The organism is Streptomyces sp. NPDC040432 (genome assembly GCF_055595445.1).
The window spans coordinates 196,963-213,417 of record NZ_JBVIVP010000011.1 but is presented as its reverse complement, the minus strand read 5'-3'; the positions used below and the strand labels follow the sequence as shown (position 1 = coordinate 213,417).

At 70.9% G+C, this 16,455-nt stretch carries 14 protein-coding genes and 4 tRNA genes; 7 read left to right on the top strand and 11 right to left on the bottom strand.

Annotation, left to right across the window (positions count from 1 at the left end; all coding sequences use genetic code 11):
• The 5 genes from ACZ58N_RS23410 to ACZ58N_RS23390 all read right to left on the bottom strand — a co-directional run.
• Window positions 1-1,899 (bottom strand): DEAD/DEAH box helicase (locus ACZ58N_RS23410; RefSeq protein ID WP_471163057.1); only part of this gene is annotated, 1,899 nt, incomplete at its 3' end.
• A gap of 275 nt (window positions 1,900-2,174) precedes the next feature.
• Window positions 2,175-2,807 carry a hypothetical protein gene (locus ACZ58N_RS23405; protein ID WP_471163054.1) on the bottom strand — a complete coding sequence of 211 codons (633 nt, stop codon included), beginning with the start codon at window positions 2,805-2,807 and terminating at the stop codon, window positions 2,175-2,177.
• Between the two features lie 86 nt (window positions 2,808-2,893).
• Window positions 2,894-3,253: a fluoride efflux transporter CrcB gene (gene crcB / locus ACZ58N_RS23400; RefSeq protein WP_471163052.1), complete on the bottom strand. Its 360-nt coding sequence runs from the start codon at window positions 3,251-3,253 to the stop codon at window positions 2,894-2,896.
• Window positions 3,250-3,768 carry a FluC/FEX family fluoride channel gene (locus ACZ58N_RS23395; RefSeq protein WP_471163050.1) on the bottom strand — a complete coding sequence of 173 codons (519 nt, stop codon included), beginning with the start codon at window positions 3,766-3,768 and terminating at the stop codon, window positions 3,250-3,252. The genes crcB and ACZ58N_RS23395 overlap by 4 nt, the downstream gene beginning before the upstream one ends.
• A complete protein-coding gene (locus tag ACZ58N_RS23390; RefSeq protein ID WP_030225620.1) occupies window positions 3,765-4,115 on the bottom strand; it encodes a metallopeptidase family protein in 351 nt (116 codons plus the stop codon). Before ACZ58N_RS23390 ends, ACZ58N_RS23395 begins: the two co-directional genes overlap by 4 nt.
• A 103-nt stretch (window positions 4,116-4,218) precedes the next feature.
• Between ACZ58N_RS23390 and ACZ58N_RS23385 the strand changes: the two genes are divergently transcribed.
• The 3 genes from ACZ58N_RS23385 (at window position 4,219) to ACZ58N_RS23375 (ending at window position 4,501) form a co-directional block, all read left to right on the top strand.
• Window positions 4,219-4,291: transfer RNA gene (locus tag ACZ58N_RS23385), tRNA-Glu, on the top strand.
• Window positions 4,292-4,331: 40 nt separating this feature from the next.
• Window positions 4,332-4,405 (top strand) — tRNA-Asp (locus tag ACZ58N_RS23380).
• A 22-nt stretch (window positions 4,406-4,427) separates the two neighbouring features.
• Window positions 4,428-4,501, top strand: a tRNA-Phe gene (locus tag ACZ58N_RS23375).
• Between the two features lie 40 nt (window positions 4,502-4,541).
• Here ACZ58N_RS23375 and ACZ58N_RS23370 read toward each other — a convergent pair.
• From ACZ58N_RS23370 to ACZ58N_RS23360, 3 genes are all read right to left on the bottom strand, one after another.
• A complete protein-coding gene (locus ACZ58N_RS23370) occupies window positions 4,542-5,384 on the bottom strand; it encodes a cytochrome c biogenesis CcdA family protein (RefSeq protein WP_471163047.1) in 843 nt (280 codons plus the stop codon).
• Window positions 5,381-6,133 (bottom strand): DsbA family protein, encoded by a 753-nt coding sequence (locus tag ACZ58N_RS23365; protein ID WP_471163044.1) that lies wholly within the window; start codon window positions 6,131-6,133, stop codon window positions 5,381-5,383. Before ACZ58N_RS23365 ends, ACZ58N_RS23370 begins: the two co-directional genes overlap by 4 nt.
• A gap of 248 nt (window positions 6,134-6,381) precedes the next feature.
• Window positions 6,382-6,816: a hypothetical protein gene (locus ACZ58N_RS23360; protein ID WP_471163041.1), complete on the bottom strand. Its 435-nt coding sequence runs from the start codon at window positions 6,814-6,816 to the stop codon at window positions 6,382-6,384.
• A gap of 110 nt (window positions 6,817-6,926) precedes the next feature.
• Here ACZ58N_RS23360 and hrpA point away from each other — a divergent pair, with 110 nt between their 5' ends.
• Entirely contained in the window at window positions 6,927-10,850 is a 3,924-nt protein-coding gene (gene hrpA / locus ACZ58N_RS23355; RefSeq protein ID WP_471163038.1) for an ATP-dependent RNA helicase HrpA, read from the top strand.
• Between the two features lie 70 nt (window positions 10,851-10,920).
• Window positions 10,921-10,994: transfer RNA gene (locus tag ACZ58N_RS23350), tRNA-Asp, on the top strand.
• Between the two features lie 670 nt (window positions 10,995-11,664).
• On the opposite strand, the gene bldC is transcribed toward ACZ58N_RS23350, so the two are convergent.
• Both bldC and ACZ58N_RS23340 read right to left on the bottom strand, forming a co-directional pair.
• On the bottom strand, window positions 11,665-11,871 hold the full coding sequence (bldC, locus tag ACZ58N_RS23345) for a developmental transcriptional regulator BldC (RefSeq protein WP_003949541.1): 207 nt from the start codon (window positions 11,869-11,871) through the stop codon (window positions 11,665-11,667).
• A 587-nt stretch (window positions 11,872-12,458) separates the two neighbouring features.
• Complete coding sequence (locus tag ACZ58N_RS23340) at window positions 12,459-13,313, bottom strand: DUF8083 family protein (protein WP_471163036.1); 855 nt, start codon at window positions 13,311-13,313, stop codon at window positions 12,459-12,461.
• 257 nt (window positions 13,314-13,570) lie between these two features.
• On the opposite strand from ACZ58N_RS23340, the gene ACZ58N_RS23335 reads away from it, so the two are divergent.
• Both ACZ58N_RS23335 and ACZ58N_RS23330 read left to right on the top strand, forming a co-directional pair.
• On the top strand, window positions 13,571-14,710 hold the full coding sequence (locus tag ACZ58N_RS23335) for a Leu/Phe/Val dehydrogenase (protein ID WP_471163033.1): 1,140 nt from the start codon (window positions 13,571-13,573) through the stop codon (window positions 14,708-14,710).
• Window positions 14,711-14,989: 279 nt separating this feature from the next.
• Window positions 14,990-15,259 carry a DUF3073 domain-containing protein gene (locus ACZ58N_RS23330; RefSeq protein WP_471163031.1) on the top strand — a complete coding sequence of 90 codons (270 nt, stop codon included), beginning with the start codon at window positions 14,990-14,992 and terminating at the stop codon, window positions 15,257-15,259.
• 93 nt (window positions 15,260-15,352) lie between these two features.
• Here ACZ58N_RS23330 and purM read toward each other — a convergent pair whose 3' ends face one another.
• Window positions 15,353-16,423: a phosphoribosylformylglycinamidine cyclo-ligase gene (gene purM / locus ACZ58N_RS23325; protein ID WP_471163028.1), complete on the bottom strand. Its 1,071-nt coding sequence runs from the start codon at window positions 16,421-16,423 to the stop codon at window positions 15,353-15,355.
• Between the last annotated feature and the right edge of the window lie 32 nt (window positions 16,424-16,455).

Below are 16,455 nucleotides of genomic sequence, written 5' to 3'. Positions count from 1 at the left end.
ACGGTTGTCATCACGACGGTCACCACCGGAACGGAAACCACCCGACGGACGGTCGTCACGGCGGAAGCCACCACGGTCGCCACCACGGTCATCACGGTTGAAGCCACCGGACGGACGGTCGTCGCGACGGAAGCCGCCACCACGGTTGTCATCACGACGGTCACCACCGGAACGGAAACCACCCGACGGACGGTCGTCACGGCGGAAGCCACCACGGTCGCCACCACGGTCATCACGACGGTTGTCGCGGCGCTCGTAGTTGCCGCGGTCGTCGCGACGCTCGAAGGTGCGCTCCTGGGCGACCGGCTCGGCGACGGCGGCGACGGCTGCCGCGACCTCGGCCTCGGCTGCCTCGACGACCTCGGCGACGGCGGCCTCCGGGTCCTCACCGCGCTCGCGGGCGGAACGGGCGACGAGGCGGTCGGCCTCCTCGCGCAGTTCCACGGCGCGGCGCGACAGGCGCTCCAGCTGCTTGGTGAGGTCGGCGACCTCGCGCTCGGCCTGCTTGGCGGCGTTGTTCGCCGAGTCGGCCTGGACCTGGGTGAGCGAACGCGCACCGGTGATCTCGGCGACCTCGGGGTCGAACGCGCCGACGCCCTGAACGATGTGGCGCGAGGCGTCGACGCCCGCGTCCTCCATCAGGCGGAAGATCTGGCGACGCTGGTGCGGGAGCGCCAGCGACACGACGACACCGGACTTGCCGGCGCGGGCGGTACGGCCCGAGCGGTGCAGGTAGTCCTTGTGGTCACCGGCCGGGTCCACGTTCAGGACCAGGTCGATGCCGTCGACGTGGATGCCGCGGGCGGCGACGTCGGTCGCGACGAGCGCGTTGACGTAGCCGTCCTTGAAGTCGGCGAGGACGCGGGTACGGGCGCCCTGGGTCATGCCGCCGTGCAGCGCGTCGGCCTTCACGCCGGCCTCGATGAGCTGCTCGGCGATGCGGTCGGCGCCCAGCTGGGTGCGGACGAAGATGATGGTGCGGCCCTTGCGGGCGGCGATGGCGGCCGTGACGGGCGCCTTGTCCTTCGGCTTCACGACGAGGACGTGGTGCGTCATGGTCGTGACGTTGCCCTGCGCGCTGTCGACCTCGTGCGTGACGGGGTTGGACAGGTAGCGCTTGACCAGGGTGCCGATCTCGTTCTCCATGGTGGCGGAGAAGAGCATGCGCTGGCCGCCGCCGGGGATCTGGTCGAGCAGCTCGGTGACCTCGGGCAGGAAGCCCAGGTCGGCCATCTGGTCGGCCTCGTCGAGGACCGCGATCTTGACGTTCTCCAGGGAGCAGGCGCCGCGGTTGATGATGTCGCGCAGGCGGCCGGGGGTGGCGACGAGGACGTCGACACCGCGCTCCAGGGCGTAGATCTGGTTGCTCATGGAGGTACCGCCGCAGACGACCTTCATCTTCAGGCCGAGCACGTCGCCGTAGGGCTGGAGGGCGTCCGCGACCTGCATCGCGAGCTCACGGGTCGGCGTGAGGATGATCGCGCGGGGCTTCTTCTTGTCGGTGTGACCGCCGGCCAGCGAGGCCAGGGTCGGGAGACCGAAGGAGAGGGTCTTGCCGGAGCCGGTGCGGCCGCGGCCCAGGATGTCCTTGCCGGCCAGGGCGTCCGGGATGGTCGCGGCCTGGATCGGGAAGGGGGCGGTGACGCCGTTCTGGGCGAGCTTGCGGACGATGCCGTCGGGCAGGCCCAGGTCGCCGAAGGTGATGGTGGGCTCCGCGTCGGCCTCGTCGGCGTCGTCGGAGAGGGGACCGTCGGACGTCACGTCGGCCTCAAGAGCCTCGATGATCTCGTCGGCCTCGATGGCCTCCATGGCCTCGGTGACCGCAAGGGTCTCGGCGTCGACGATCTCGGTGGAGTCGTTCTCGGGCATGACGGAACGGTCAGAACTGGAAATGGACATGCGAAATGCGAAACCTTCCGGAGTCTCGGCACGCGCCCAAACTCCGTGAATCGCAAATCGACCGCCTCAATGCGGTCAGCCACGGCTAGGGAGAGTACGCGCCACACGGCGCTCTTCGGATTCGGCGCCGGGCAATGGGATCAAACGATCTATAACCATACGCACCCTCCTGGGGGTCTGGCAAGTCGCCCCGGCAGAAACCACTCTGACCTGGGACGATGCCATCGGCGCGAACATCGGGGAAGCGCAGCCGATCCACCCGGAGGCGCCCAGGTCTAGGGATTCGTGCCCGTCCCGGAGGTCGGGGCGGGACCCGGATCGGTGGGCTGGGTCGGAGTGGGTTCCGTCACAGGCGGATCCACGGGGGGATCGACGGGCGGGACGGTCGCCGACCCACCGGACCCCGCGGAACCGGACCCGCCGGACCCGGAACCCGAGCCCGAGCCCGGGCCCGAGCCGGAGCCGCCGGAACCCGAGCCCCCGGAACCCGAGGCCGAGCCGGAGCCGCCGGAGCCGGAGCCCGCGCCGCCCGCGCCGCCGCCGGACGGCTCCTGCGGCCCCTGGCCACCCGCTCCGCCGCCGGGCCCCGCCGACGGCGAGGGGAGCCCCGGCCGACCGGCGGGGGCGCCCGGGCCCGGAGAGGCCCCGGTCGCGCCGGAGGCCTTCCCGGACTCGCCGGCCTTGCCGTTCTGGTTGCCGGCGGCGTCCTTGCCGCCGTGGGTGTTGCCGTGGCCGCCGGAGCCCCGCCCGGCGCCGGCGGCCGCCCCCGTACCGGCGGCGTCCTTCGCGCCCACGGGCACGGCCGGGCCGGGCTTCGCGGCGTCCTCTCCGACGCTCATGCAGCCCGCCGTCGCGGCCACGGCGAGCGCGGAGACGGCCAGTCTCAGGGAAGTGGTCAACTGGCGCACGGGGGCACCTCCGGAACACGGCGGCGGGGTCCGCGATGAGCGGGTCAAGTTGCCCAACTCCCTTTACCCCGTAAGAGACACGCCCCTTACGCGAACAGCTGCCGGGCCACCTGCGAGCCCAGGTGAACGGCGCCCAGCCCGACCAGCACCGATCCCAGGACGTTCGCCGCGGCCAGGAACGTCTCGCCGCGCTCGGCCAGCCGCAGGGTCTCGTACGAGAAGGTCGAGTACGTGCTCAGCGCCCCGCACAGGCCCGTCCCGAGGAACACGGACAGGCCCGGTGAGGCCGCCCCGGCCAGCGCGCCCAGCACCAGGCACGCCACCGCGTTGACCACGAAGGTCCCCCACGGGAAGTCGGAGCCGTGGCGCGCCTGCACGGCCCGGTCGCTCAGGTAGCGCAGCGGCGCCCCCACGGCCGCGCCCGCGATCACCAGCAGCCAGTTCATCCCCGCCCCCGCCGGGTGGGGGGCCGCAGGACGCGCCGGGTCAGGGTCGCCCCCGCCAGGACGGCCGCCAGTGCCGCGACGACCGTGAGCGCGGCGTACGCGAGGGCCGCCCCGGCCTCCTCGGCGTCCAGCAGCCGCGAGACGTCCAGGGCGTAGGCCGAGAAGGTGGTGAAGCCCCCGAGCACGCCGGTCCCCGCGAAGGGCCGCAGCAGGGGGTGGGCGGTGCGCCCGTCCTCGGCGACGGCAGCCATCAGCACACCGATCAGCGCGCAGCCCAGGACGTTGATCCAGAGAGTGGTCCACGGGAAGGCCGCGGGCCCTGCGGGCCACAGCAGCCCGGCCCCGTACCGCGCGCAGGCCCCGAGCACGCCACCGGCGGCGACGGCCGCGAGCACCGGGCCCTGCGGCCGCGTCCGCTCCGCCGCCACCCGGAGGTCGACATCGGGGTCGACGGGACCGGGATCCGCGGGACCCCGTTCGCCGGCCGGCCCGGGGGCGGGCGCCGGTCCGGTCACCCGTAGCCCAGCGCGTGCAGCCGCTCGTCGTCGATGCCGAAGTGGTGGGCGATCTCGTGCACGACGGTCACCTCCGTCTCCGCGACCACGCTCTCCCGGTCCTCGCACATCCGCAACGTGGGGTTCCGGTAGATCGTGATGCGGTCCGGCAGCACCCCGGCGTACCACTCGCCGCGCTCGGTGAGGGGGGTCCCCTCGTAGAGCCCGAGGAGCTCGGGGTCGTCCGCCGGTGGCTCGTCCTCGACGAACACCGCCACGTTGTCCATCAGCCGCGTCAGCTCCGGCGGAATCCGGTCCAGGGCCTCTGCGACGAGCTCTTCGAACTCCTCGCGCGTCATCTCCAGCACCCGGCCATTGTCGCTCCGGAGGAAACCGTTTTGGCGATAGCTCCCCGGATCCCATATGCTTCTCACGTCCCCGACGCGCTGAGAAGTGCCCGGCGGGCCTTTAGCCCTCATCGTCTAGTGGCCCAGGACGCCGCCCTTTCAAGGCGGTAGCACGGGTTCGAATCCCGTTGGGGGTACGCATTAACTGTGTGCGAGACTTGTGCTCGCACATTGCAAGGACCTGTGGAGCAGTTGGTTAGCTCGCCACCCTGTCAAGGTGGAGGTCGCGGGTTCAAGTCCCGTCAGGTTCGCTGAGATCGGAAACGGTCTCGTGGCTGGGTAGCTCAGTTGGTACGAGCGATCGCCTGAAAAGCGATAGGTCGCCGGTTCGACCCCGGCCCCAGCCACAAGAAGAAGGCCCCGTCCTCGGACGGGGCCTTCTGTGCGTCACCCCTCCGGTTCCGGCCGCTCCGCGCGGACCGCGCGCCGCCACCGGGTCAGCCCGACGGCCGCCGCCACCGCCGCGACCAGCCCGAGCAGCACCCCGTCCGGCACGGCGTCGGCGACGGAACCCACCCACTGCTCCACCGCGAACGAGTCGTCCACGTCGAGCAGCCCCGGGAGCGCGCTCGCCCCGTCGTAGACGAGGAACAGCGTCCCCAGGGTCAGGAAGAACAGTCCGGACAGCAGCGACGTGGTGTGCAGTTCCAGACGCCCGACCCGGAAGGCCCGGCCGCGCAGCCAGCGCCGGCCGCCGAGGTCGAAGCGCTCCCAGAGCAGCGCCAACAGGAACAGCGGCACGGCCATGCCCAGCGCGTACACCGCGAGCAGCAGGCCCCCGTAGGCCGGGCTGCCGCTGACCGCCGCCACCGTGAGGACGCTGCCCAGGATCGGTCCGGCGCAGAAGCCGGCCAGCCCGTAGACCGCGCCGAGGGCGTACACCGACAGGGCTGTGGTCGGTCGGATCCGGCCGGACAGCTCGGCGAGGCGCCTCGGGGCGAAGCCGAGGCCGAGGATCTGGGCGAGGCCCAGCGCGATGATCAGCCAGCCTCCGGCGAGGACCAGCCCGTCGCGGTTCTCGTGGAAGAACCGCCCCGCGTACGAACCGGCCGCGCCCAGCGGTACGAGGGTGCTCGCGAGGCCCGCGTAGAAGATCCCGGTGCGCGCGAGGAGCCGGGAGCGGGAGTCGATCGAGTACGCGAAGAAGGCGGGCAGCAGCAGCGCGCTGCAGGGGCTGAGCAGGGCGAGGAGGCCGCCCAGCAGGGCGGCCAGGTATCCGATGCCGGTCACTTGCGCGCCGCCGCCTCGGTCTTCGCCCGCGCGATGGCGGCGGTGAAGGCGTCGAGGGGCTGCGCGCCGGCGATCGGTCGGCCGTTGAGCAGGAAGGACGGGGTGGAGGTGACGCCGATGCGGTAGCCCTCGTCCCGGTCCTTCTTCAGCGCGGCGCCGGCCTCCTCGCCGGCCATGTCCTTCTTGAACCTCTCCAGGTCCGGGACCCCCGCCTGCCGGGCCAGTTCGACGAGGCGTTCCCCGGCGAAGCCCGCTTCCTTGGCGCCGTCGGCGTACGCGGCCGCGTGGAAGGCGGCGAAGCGGTCCTGCTGTCCGGCGGCCCAGGCGGCCTTGGCGGCGGCCTCGGACTCGGCGCCGAAGATCGGGAAGTTGCGCCACTCGATGCGCAGGGTGCCGTCCTCGACGTACTTCCTCACCAATTCGGGTTCGGTGTCGCGGGCGAACTTGCCGCAGTAGCCGCAGCGGAAGTCGGAGTACTCGATGAGGACGACGGGGGCGTCGGCGCGACCGGTCGCGAGCTTGTCGGCGCCGTCGCGGCGGGCCAGGGCCAGGAGTTCCGGGGCGACGTCCGTACGGGGGCCGGCGTGGGAGGAGGCCGCGGGGGAGCCGGCGGAGGTGTCGCGGGGCCTGTCCTCGGGGGCGGTGGCCTGCCAGGACACCAGCCCGAGGGTGATCGCGGCCACGGCCACGCCGGCGGCGGCGAACAGGGGAGTGCGGGAGGGACGGGGGGAACGGGTGGGGGAAGGCATGGCGCTGCTCCTGGAGTGCGGGTGGCGGTGGGACCGGCGGCCCCTCCGATGGCCTGTCGTCGAACGACAGGGCCGAGGACCTGTCGTCAAACTCCCGTCTGCCTCGCGGTGTCCGGCACGCACTCCCGCCGCACCGGGCGAAAGCCCGAGTACGTCCAGTACGCGGGCTTCCGCCCGGCACACCGGGAGCACGCACCGGACACCGCGAGGCCGCCCTCCGGGCGGCGACGGGACTTTGACGACAGGGCCTAGACCCGCAGCACCGAGAGCTCCACCGGGCCGGGCGCCGGCCGGTCGGGCCCGCGTACGGGGCCCCGTACCGGCATCGTGCCGTGCGGCCTGCCCGCCTCGGGCGCGGGCCGGGCCGCCGGGAGCGGCGCGTGGTCCTGCCCGGTGCGCGGCGGGACCGCCGGGGTCCGGCCGCCGTCGGGGACGCCGGGGGCGCAGGAGGGGCCCCGGGGTCCTGCGCGGTCGGCGAAGGCCGCCGGGGTGGGGGCGCGGGTCGCGGCTCCGGGCGCGGCTCCGGCCGAGGTGACCGGGGGAACCTCGGCGACCTGAGCAACCGCAACCGGAACCGGACCCGAGCGCCCCGGGGTCGACGGGGCGGCACCGGACGTCACCGTGCCCAGCAACACCACGAGCACGGCCGCCAGCAGGCAGCACACACGGTGGCGGCGGGACAAGGTGGGCTGCCTCTCACTCGTACGGCTGGGGGACTCGTCCCGAAATGGTACGGGGAGGGCCACAAATGCGTTCGCCACCCGGAGGGCCCAGGTGAGATCCTCGATCAGGTATGTCTACTTCCTTCGCCGCCCTGCAGACGCTTCTCGGTGAGATCCCGCTCCGTGACGCGCACCGCCTCGGCCGCCGCCTCGATGGCGCCCGCCGCATCCGCAAGCCCGAGGCCCAGCAGGCCGTGCTCGACGAGATCGCCGCGGAGGCCGCGAAGGCCGCCGAGCGGCTCGCCGGCCGTGCCTCCCGGATGCCGGAGGTCACGTATCCCGAGAACCTGCCCGTCAGCCAGAAGAAGGACGAGATCGCCGAGGCGATACGCGACCACCAGGTCGTGATCGTCGCCGGCGAGACCGGATCCGGCAAGACCACGCAGATCCCCAAGATCTGCATGGAGCTGGGCCGGGGCGTCCGGGGCATGATCGGGCACACCCAGCCCCGGCGGATCGCCGCCCGCACCGTCGCGGAGCGGATCGCCGAGGAGCTGAAGTCCGAGATCGGTCAGACCGTCGGCTGGAAGGTCCGCTTCACCGACCAGGTGAACCCGGACGCCACCTTCGTGAAGCTGATGACGGACGGCATCCTGCTCGCCGAGATCCAGACCGACCGCGAGCTGCGCGCCTACGACACGATCATCATCGACGAGGCCCACGAGCGGTCCCTGAACATCGACTTCCTGCTGGGCTACCTGGCCCGGCTGCTGCCGAAGCGCCCCGACCTGAAGGTCGTCATCACCTCGGCGACCATCGACCCGGAACGTTTCTCGCGCCACTTCGGCGACGCCCCGATCATCGAGGTCAGCGGCCGGACGTATCCGGTGGAGGTGCGCTACCGCCCGCTCCTCGAAGAGGACTCCGAGGACAGCGACCGCGATCAGATCACCGCGATCTGCGAGGCCGTCGACGAGCTCCAGTCCGAGGGGCCGGGCGACGTCCTCGTCTTCCTCTCCGGCGAGCGGGAGATCCGCGACACCGCGGACGCCCTGGAGAAGCGCAAACTGCGCCTCACCGAGGTGCTCCCCCTCTACGCACGGCTCTCGCACGCGGAGCAGCACCGGGTCTTCCAGCAGCACACCGGACGCCGGATCGTCCTCGCGACGAACGTCGCCGAGACCTCGCTGACCGTCCCCGGCATCAAATACGTGATCGATCCGGGCACCGCCCGCATCTCCCGCTACAGCCACCGCACCAAGGTGCAGCGGCTGCCCATCGAGCGGATCTCCCAGGCGAGCGCCAACCAGCGCAAGGGCCGCTGCGGCCGCACGAGCGACGGCATCTGCATCCGGTTGTACTCGGAGGACGACTTCCTCTCCCGGCCGGAGTTCACGGACGCCGAGATCCTGCGCACCAACCTGGCCTCCGTGATCCTCCAGATGACCGCGGCCGGGCTGGGCGAGATCGAGAAGTTCCCCTTCATCGACCCGCCGGACCACCGCAACATCCGCGACGGCGTGCACCTGCTCCAGGAGCTGGGCGCCTTCGACCCGGCGGAGAAGGACCCGCGCAAGAAGCTGACGCCGATGGGGCGCCAGCTCTCGCAGCTGCCGGTGGACCCGCGGCTGGCCCGCATGGTGGTCGAGGCCGACAAGAACAACTGTGTCCGCGAGGTCATGGTCATCGCGGCGGCCCTGTCGATTCAGGACCCGCGCGAGCGCCCCTCGGACAAGCAGACCCAGGCCGATCAGAACCACGCCCGCTTCAAGGACGAGACCAGCGACTTCCTGTCGTACCTGAACATGTGGCGCTACGTCCGGGAGCAGCAGAAGGAGCGGGGCTCCTCCTCGTTCCGCCGGATGTGCAAGCAGGAGTACCTGAACTTCCTGCGGATCCGCGAGTGGCAGGACATCTACACGCAGCTGCGCACGGTCGCCAAGACGATGGGCATCCACGTCAACGAGGCGGACGCGCCGGAGCAGCACGTCCACATCTCGTTGCTGGCCGGCCTGCTCTCGCACATCGGTCTGAAGGACACCGACAAGAACGAGTACCTGGGCGCCCGGTCCGCGAAGTTCGCGGTCTTCCCCGGCTCCTCGCTGTTCAAGAAGCAGCCGAAGTTCCTCATGTCGGCCGAGCTGGTCGAGACCTCGCGGCTGTGGGCCCGGGTGAACGCGAAGGTGGAGCCCGAGTGGGTGGAGCCGCTCGCGCAGCACCTGATCAAGCGCACGTACAGCGAGCCGCACTGGGAGAAGGACCAGGCAGCCGTGATGGCGTACGAGAAGGTCACGCTGTACGGCGTGCCGATCGTCGCCCAGCGGAAGATCAATTACGGCCGGATCGACGCCGAGGTCTCGCGCGACCTGTTCATCCGCAACGCCCTGGTCGAGGGCGACTGGCGCACGCACCACAAGTTCTACGCCGACAACCGGAAGCTGCTGACCGAGGTCGAGGAGCTGGAGAACCGGGCCCGGCGCCGCGACATCGTGGTGGACGACGAGACCCTCTTCGACTTCTACGACCGGCGCATCCCGGACCACGTGGTGTCCGGGGCGCACTTCGACTCCTGGTGGAAGCACAAGAAGCGCGAGGAGCCCGAACTCCTCGACTTCGAGCGCGAGATGCTGCTGACCGAGAAGGCGGCCGGGGTCACCAAGGCCGACTACCCGGACAGCTGGCGGCAGGGGCCGCTGAAGTTCCGGGTGACCTACCAGTTCGAGCCGGGCGCGGACGCGGACGGCGTGACCGTCCACGTCCCGCTCCAGGTGCTGAACCAGGTGACCGACGAGGGCTTCGACTGGCAGATCCCGGGGCTGCGCGAGGAGGTCGTCACCGAGCTGATCCGCTCGCTGCCGAAGCCGATCCGCCGGCACTACGTACCCGCGCCGAACTTCGCGACGCGTTTCCTGGACACGGTCGTTCCGCTCCAGGAGCCGCTGCCGGTGACGCTGGCGCGCGAGCTGCACCGGATGGTCGGGGTGCCGGTCTCCGCGGACGACTTCGACCTGTCCCGGATCCCGGACCACCTGAAGATCACCTTCCGGATCGTTGACGAGCGACGCAAGAACCTCGCCGAGGACAAGGACCTGGAGGCCCTGCGGCTCCGCCTGAAGCCCAAGGCCCGCCAGGCCCTGTCCAAGGCCGCGGCCGCCACCGCCGAGCGGGCGGGCGGGGAGTCCCTGGAGCGTTCCGGGCTGACCGACTGGACGATCGGCTCCCTGACGAAGGTCTTCGAGACCCGCCGGGCCGGCCAGCCGGTGAAGGCGTACCCGGCGCTGGTGGACGACGGGACGACGGTGTCCGTACGGCTCTTCGACACCGAGGCCGAGCAACGGCGGGCGATGTGGCTCGGCACGCGGCGGCTGATCCTGCTGAACATCCCGGTGAACCCGGCGAAGTTCGCCTCGGACAAGCTCAGCAACCAGCAGAAGCTGGCCCTGTCCCGGAACCCGCACGGCTCCATCCAGGCTCTGTTCGACGACTGCGCGACGGCGGCAGCCGACAAGCTGATCGCGGACCACGGCGGACCGGCCTGGGACGAGGCGGGCTTCCGGAAGCTCTACGACGCCGTACGGGCCGACCTGGTGGACACGACCGTACGGACGGTGGGCCAGGTGCAGCAGGTGCTGGCCGCCTGGCAGGCCTGCGAACGACGCCTGAAGGCGACCAACAGCCTGGCCCTGATGGCCAACGTCGCCGACGTGAAGGCCCAACTGGCCGCGCTCGTGCCGGCCGGCTTCGTGACCCTCACCGGCCTGCGCCGGCTGCCGGACCTGATGCGCTACCTGGTGGCGGCGGACCGGCGGCTCCAGCAAATGCCCACGGGCGCCCAGCGGGACACCACCCGCATGGAGAAGGTCCACGAGATGCGGGACGAGTACCTGTGGCTCCTGGAACAGCTCCCGAAGGGCCGACCGGTGCCCGAGGAGGTCACGGAGATCCGCTGGATGCTGGAGGAACTCCGGGTGTCCTACTTCGCGCACGCGCTCGGGACGGCGTACCCGATCTCGGACAAGAGGATCGTGAAGGCGGTCGACGCACTCGCTCCTTGAGCGGGTTAGACCACACCCCCTGAGCTGCTGTACAGTGGCGTTCGCAGCCGAGAAAAGCGGCCGCGAACGAGGACCTGTGGAGCAGTTGGTTAGCTCGCCACCCTGTCAAGGTGGAGGTCGCGGGTTCAAGTCCCGTCAGGTTCGCAGAAACGTCAGGGCCCGTATCCCCCAGGGGATACGGGCCCTGACGCGTTGTGGTGCCCGCGCGATCGGCGCCCTTGGCCCTCGTCGCCCGTGCGGGCGGCCCCGGAGCGGCCGGTCCGACGCGGCTCGCGCGACCCGTACCTGCCCCACGGCTCCACCCCATGATCATCCGGAGCCCGTCGGGGCCGCTGGAGGCCTCCAGGAGGCGCCGTCACCGGCCCCCGGCCCCCGGACCCCCGACCGCCCCCACGAAGCCCTCAGCGGGCCGCCGGCGCGTCCGGACCCGCGCACCACCCACGCGGGGCAAAATCCCCCGCGCGGACGAGGCGCTCTGCGGCGGACATCCCCTTACGGGCGCAATGCCGGATGTACAAGAGTGATCAACTGTGACGGGAGTCACCATACGAGTTTTTGAGACTCGCACGTTTATCGCACACCTACGCCGGCTCGATTTAATATGTGCAATGGCACCTACCGTGCGGACCCCCGCGCGCTCCGACGGCTCCACCCTCCCGCGGGCATAAAAAAGATCGCGCTGGACCCGGCGGAGTCCAGCGCGATCGAACGGCAATGAGGCTGTTGGGGCAGCCTCAACCGTCTGAAGCGTTGTGGGTTTCATCGGATTGGGGGACCCGATATCGACCCGTTAATGCGGTCGTGCTGCGCGACCTCAGGCCTCGCTGCGCTGCTGCGGAATTCCCGCGAGCAGTGCGCGAACCTCGGCCTCGCGGTAACGGCGGTGTCCACCCAGGGTGCGGATGGACGTGAGCTTGCCAGCCTTGGCCCAGCGGGTGACCGTCTTCGGGTCCACGCGGAACATCGTGGCAACCTCAGCCGGGGTCAGCAGCGGCTCGGCATCAGGGGTGCGAGCGGTCATGAGCGGCCTCCTCGGGAGAACCGAACCATCTCGGTTCTTTCCTCTAAATTCTGCACCTTGGCCCGCGTTGCCCGAAATGGACATACGCAGGCCGAGTCGGTTATAGGACGAACGGCTTGTCCTCGGCACTACAACTACACCATCCGTCCAGCCTCGACGGCCAAACCGATGGAATTGCCCTCCGAGGTGTTCATCAGCGGCGGAAGCCGATGGACCGCCCCATAACGGACAGTCACCCCACTGTGACGATCAGTCACAGAGCGATCAGGAGTCGTCAGACCCCCCATAGAGTGCAATACCGAGCATTCCGCCCTTAGTTGGACGGAAGGAACCCTCCCCGGACTCCTTGTCCTATTTTGGCACGAGGGTAGGGGAAGGGCGCAAGGGTGTAGATAGTGCGGTCCGTCACCCTTGGGCCAATGGCCCGTATCGGGACGTAGGTCCTGGAACTAAGGCCCTAATGTGACGATCAAGCCCCTGATCTGCACCTTATGGCCGATCGGCCGATACGACCGATACGGGTGATACGCCCGCGGCCCGACGAGGGGCCCCGCCGCACCGTGGCGAAGGACACCTTGCCAGGTCCGCTAGTTCGCGAACAGTCTCTCCCGGACCGCCCGCCAACGCTGCGCCAGTTCGCCGTACACCTCCGACGCCCCCTCCCGGTCCCCCGACCGCAGCGACTCCATCCCCGCCGCGAGGTCGCGGGCCGACCGGTCGCCCGCGAGGGCGTCAGCCGGCAGCGCGTGCAGCAGACCCCCGTAATCCAGTTCGACCATCGACCGCGGATGGAACTCCTCCAACCAGCTCCCGACCTCCACCAACCCCTCGGCGAGCGGCGCGTACCCCTCCGCCTGCCGCAGGGTCCGCAGCCCCCTGGCCAGCCGGCGCCGCGCCTGCACCATCGGCGTCCGGTACCGCAGCCGCTCGCCCGGCACGTACTCCCGCTCCTCGTCCCCGACCAGCACGAACCAGCGCAGCGGAACCTGCCACACCCCGGTACGGATCCACGGCCGCGCGTCCGGGTTCCGCTCCCGCCACTCCTCGTACTCCTGCTCCGCCCGCCGGCGCGTCGACGCCGGCAGGGCCGCGTCCAGCACCGGCAACGGGAACGACTCGGTCAGCTCCTGGAGCGCCAGCCAGCCGCGCAGCCGGGTCCGCCACGGGCAGACCAGGACCACCCCGTCCCGCTCCGCCGTGAACGCGTCCGCGCTCTCGTGCGCCGGCACCCCCACCACCGGGACGCGGACCAAGTCCGCCAGCGAGCGGCGCAGTTCGTCCTGCGCCGTCGCGACCACCCCGCGCCGGACGTAGTCCGCCCAGTGCGCCCGTTCCGGTTCCGCGAAGGCCGCCAATGGCTCGTAGACGCGCAGGTAGGAGGCGTACGGGACGGTCGGGACCGGGCGCGCGGACGGCGGCCGCAATTCGGGGGATTCGCTCACGCTGTCGTACCTCCCCGTTTTCGGGGCTCCCTCACCTCCGGGACGTCCGCGGCCCGGAACCCGGCTCCCGAACCGCTCCGCGCGCCACCCGGAACCACCCTCTCCGGCCGGTTTCCACCGGGCCCGCGGGGCCCGTGTGACACGGGAGTGTTCCGATCCCCGGACAGGCCCTTCCCGGGCGGCCCACAGGTCTTACGCTGCTCCCAGCGCGCCCTCCCCCACCCGCAGGGCGGGCGTCTTTCCGCCGCATCTCTTCCATGGGAGTCACCACCGTGACCGAAATGACCGACGGCGTCCTGCACACCCTGTTCCGCACGGAACAGGGCGGCCACGAGCAAGTCGTGCTGTGCCAGGACCGAGCCTCAGGCCTCAAGGCCGTCATCGCGATCCACTCCACCGCCCTGGGCCCCGCCCTCGGCGGCACGCGCTTCCACGCGTACGCCTCCGACGAGGAGGCCGTCCTCGACGCGCTGAACCTCGCGCGCGGCATGTCGTACAAGAACGCCCTCGCCGGCCTCGACCTCGGCGGCGGCAAGGCCGTGATCATCGGCGACCCGGCCGTCCTCAAGACCGAGGAACTGCTGCTGGCCTACGGCCGGTTCGTGGAGTCGCTCGGCGGCCGTTACGTCACCGCCTGCGACGTCGGCACGTACGTCGCCGACATGGACGTCGTCGCCCGCGAGACCCGCTGGGCCACCGGCCGCTCCCCCGAGAACGGCGGCGCCGGCGACTCCTCGGTCCTCACCGCCTTCGGCGTCTTCCAGGGCATGCGCGCCAGCGCCCAGCACCTGTGGGGCGACCCGACGCTGCGCGGTCGCAAGGTCGGCGTCGCCGGTGTCGGCAAGGTCGGCCGCCACCTGGTCGAGCACCTGCTGGAGGACGGCGCCGAGGTCGTGATCACCGACGTCCGCGCGGAGTCGGTCCAGGAGATCCTCGACAAGCACCCCGGCGGCAAGGTCACCTCGGTGGCCGACACGGACGCCCTGATCCGCACCCCGGGTCTGGACATCTACGCCCCGTGCGCCCTCGGCGGCGCGCTGAACGACGAGACCGTCCCGGTGCTCACGGCCGGCGTCGTGTGCGGAGCGGCGAACAACCAGCTCGCCCACCCGGGCGTCGAGAAGGACCTCGCCGACCGCGGGATCCTCTACGCGCCGGACTACGTGGTCAACGCCGGCGGCGTCATCCAGGTCGCCGACGAGCTGCACGGCTTCGACTTCGACCGCTGCAAGGTCAAGGCCTCGAAGATCTTCGACACCACGCTGGCCATATTCGCACGTGCGAAGGCTGACGGGATCCCGCCGGCCGCCGCGGCCGACCGGATCGCCGAGCAGCGGATGTCCGAGGCGCTCGCGGCCCGCGCCGCCGCCCGGGCGGGCGGTGCCCGCACCGCGTAGCCCCGGAAAGGGGGCCCGTCGGGGTGCGGCGAGACGGAACTCACTGCGCTTCGGCGGGTCGCTCGCCAGGAAAGGGTTAAAATCGCAGCTGACCAGCGAGTACGGGGTGTCGCGCTGGTTCTGCACCGGGGCGCGTCATGCGGGCGGCGTACCGTATGGCCGCGGAAGCAGGTACCGTTAAACCCCTACGGACGGTCTCTCCACGGAGAGCCCGCTCCGAACCATGAACGCGTGTCAGACTCTGGGGCCGTCGAGCCCCGTCACCGAGGGGGTCGAGCCATGGGGCGCGGCCGGGCCAAGGCCAAGCAGACAAAGGTCGCCCGCCAGCTGAAGTACAACAGCGGCGGGACTGACCTCTCGCGTCTGGCCAATGAGCTGGGCGCATCGCCGACGGAGCCGCTGCCTATCAGCGCGCCGGTCGAAGTCGATGACGATCAGGACGAGGACGACGACGACCCGTACGCCAAGTACGCGGCTCTGTACAACGGCGATGACGACGAGGACGAGGACGAAGAGTCCGGTCCGTCGGCGCACCGTCGTGGGGCTTGACGCGCAGGACCTCCTGCTCAACGGCGTCCAAGTCGGCTGACATACATCGAAACCCGGTCCGGGGCCTGGCCCCGGACCGGGTTTCAGTGCTGCTCAGACCGCGTAGTCACCGGTGAGGGTCGCGCCCTCGGTGTGGTCGCCGCGGTCCAGGATCTCGCCCGCGACCCAGGCGTCGACGCCCCGGTCGGCGAGGGCGGTCAGGGCCACGTCCACCGACTCCTGCGGAACGACGGCCATCATGCCGACGCCCATGTTCAGGGTCTTCTCCAGTTCCAGCCGCTCGACCTGTCCGGCCTTGCCGACCAGGTCGAAGATCGCGCCCGGGGACCAGGTCGTACGGTCGACCGTGGCGTGCAGGTGGTCCGGGATGACCCGGGCCAGGTTCGCCGCGAGTCCGCCGCCGGTGATGTGCGAGTAGGCGTGGACCTCGGCCGTACGGGTGAGGGCCATGCAGTCCAGCGAGTAGATCTTGGTCGGCTCCAGCAGTTCCTCGCCGAGGGTCCGGCCGAGTTCCTCGACGTGCTGGTCCAGGGACATCCCGGCCCGGTCGAGGAGGACGTGCCGGACCAGCGAGTACCCGTTCGAGTGAAGGCCGGACGATGCCATCGCGATGACGGCGTCCCCCGTACGGATGCGGTCCGCGCCCAGGAGCCGGTCGTACTCGACGACGCCGGTGCCCGCGCCCGCCACGTCGAAGTCGTCGGGGCCGAGCAGGCCCGGGTGTTCGGCGGTCTCCCCGCCCACCAGGGCGCAGCCGGCGAGGACGCAGCCCTCGGCGATGCCCTTCACGATGGCCGCGACACGCTCGGGGTGGACCTTGCCGACGCAGATGTAGTCCGTCATGAAGAGCGGCTCGGCGCCGCACACGACGATGTCGTCCATGACCATCGCGACCAGGTCGTGGCCGATCGTGTCGTACACGCCCAGCCGGCGGGCGATGTCCACCTTGGTGCCCACCCCGTCGGTGGCGGAGGCCAGGAGGGGCCGCTCGTAGCGCTTGAGGGCGGAGGCGTCGAAGAGGCCGGCGAAGCCGCCGAGGCCGCCGAGGACCTCGGGGCGCTGCGTCTTCTTCACCCACTCCTTCATCAGCTCGACTGCGCGGTCGCCCGCTTCGATGTCCACGCCTGCGGCTGCGTAGCTGGCACCGGTGGTCTTCTCTGTCATGACAGGAGAGAGCTTTCGTGTCGTTACTGCGG

What these genes read in the sequence shown, in the direction of transcription:
- hrpA (WP_471163038.1), top strand. Translation starts at nt 6,927, where the DNA reads ATGTCTACTTCCTTCGCCGCCCTGCAGACGCTTCTCGGTGAGATCCCG.
- purM (WP_471163028.1), bottom strand. Translation starts at nt 16,423, where the DNA reads ATGACAGAGAAGACCACCGGTGCCAGCTACGCAGCCGCAGGCGTGGAC.
- bldC (WP_003949541.1), bottom strand. Translation starts at nt 11,871, where the DNA reads ATGACCGCTCGCACCCCTGATGCCGAGCCGCTGCTGACCCCGGCTGAG.
- crcB (WP_471163052.1), bottom strand. Translation starts at nt 3,253, where the DNA reads ATGAACTGGCTGCTGGTGATCGCGGGCGCGGCCGTGGGGGCGCCGCTG.
- ACZ58N_RS23335 (WP_471163033.1), top strand. Translation starts at nt 13,571, where the DNA reads ATGGGAGTCACCACCGTGACCGAAATGACCGACGGCGTCCTGCACACC.
- ACZ58N_RS23365 (WP_471163044.1), bottom strand. Translation starts at nt 6,133, where the DNA reads ATGCCTTCCCCCACCCGTTCCCCCCGTCCCTCCCGCACTCCCCTGTTC.
- ACZ58N_RS23330 (WP_471163031.1), top strand. Translation starts at nt 14,990, where the DNA reads ATGGGGCGCGGCCGGGCCAAGGCCAAGCAGACAAAGGTCGCCCGCCAG.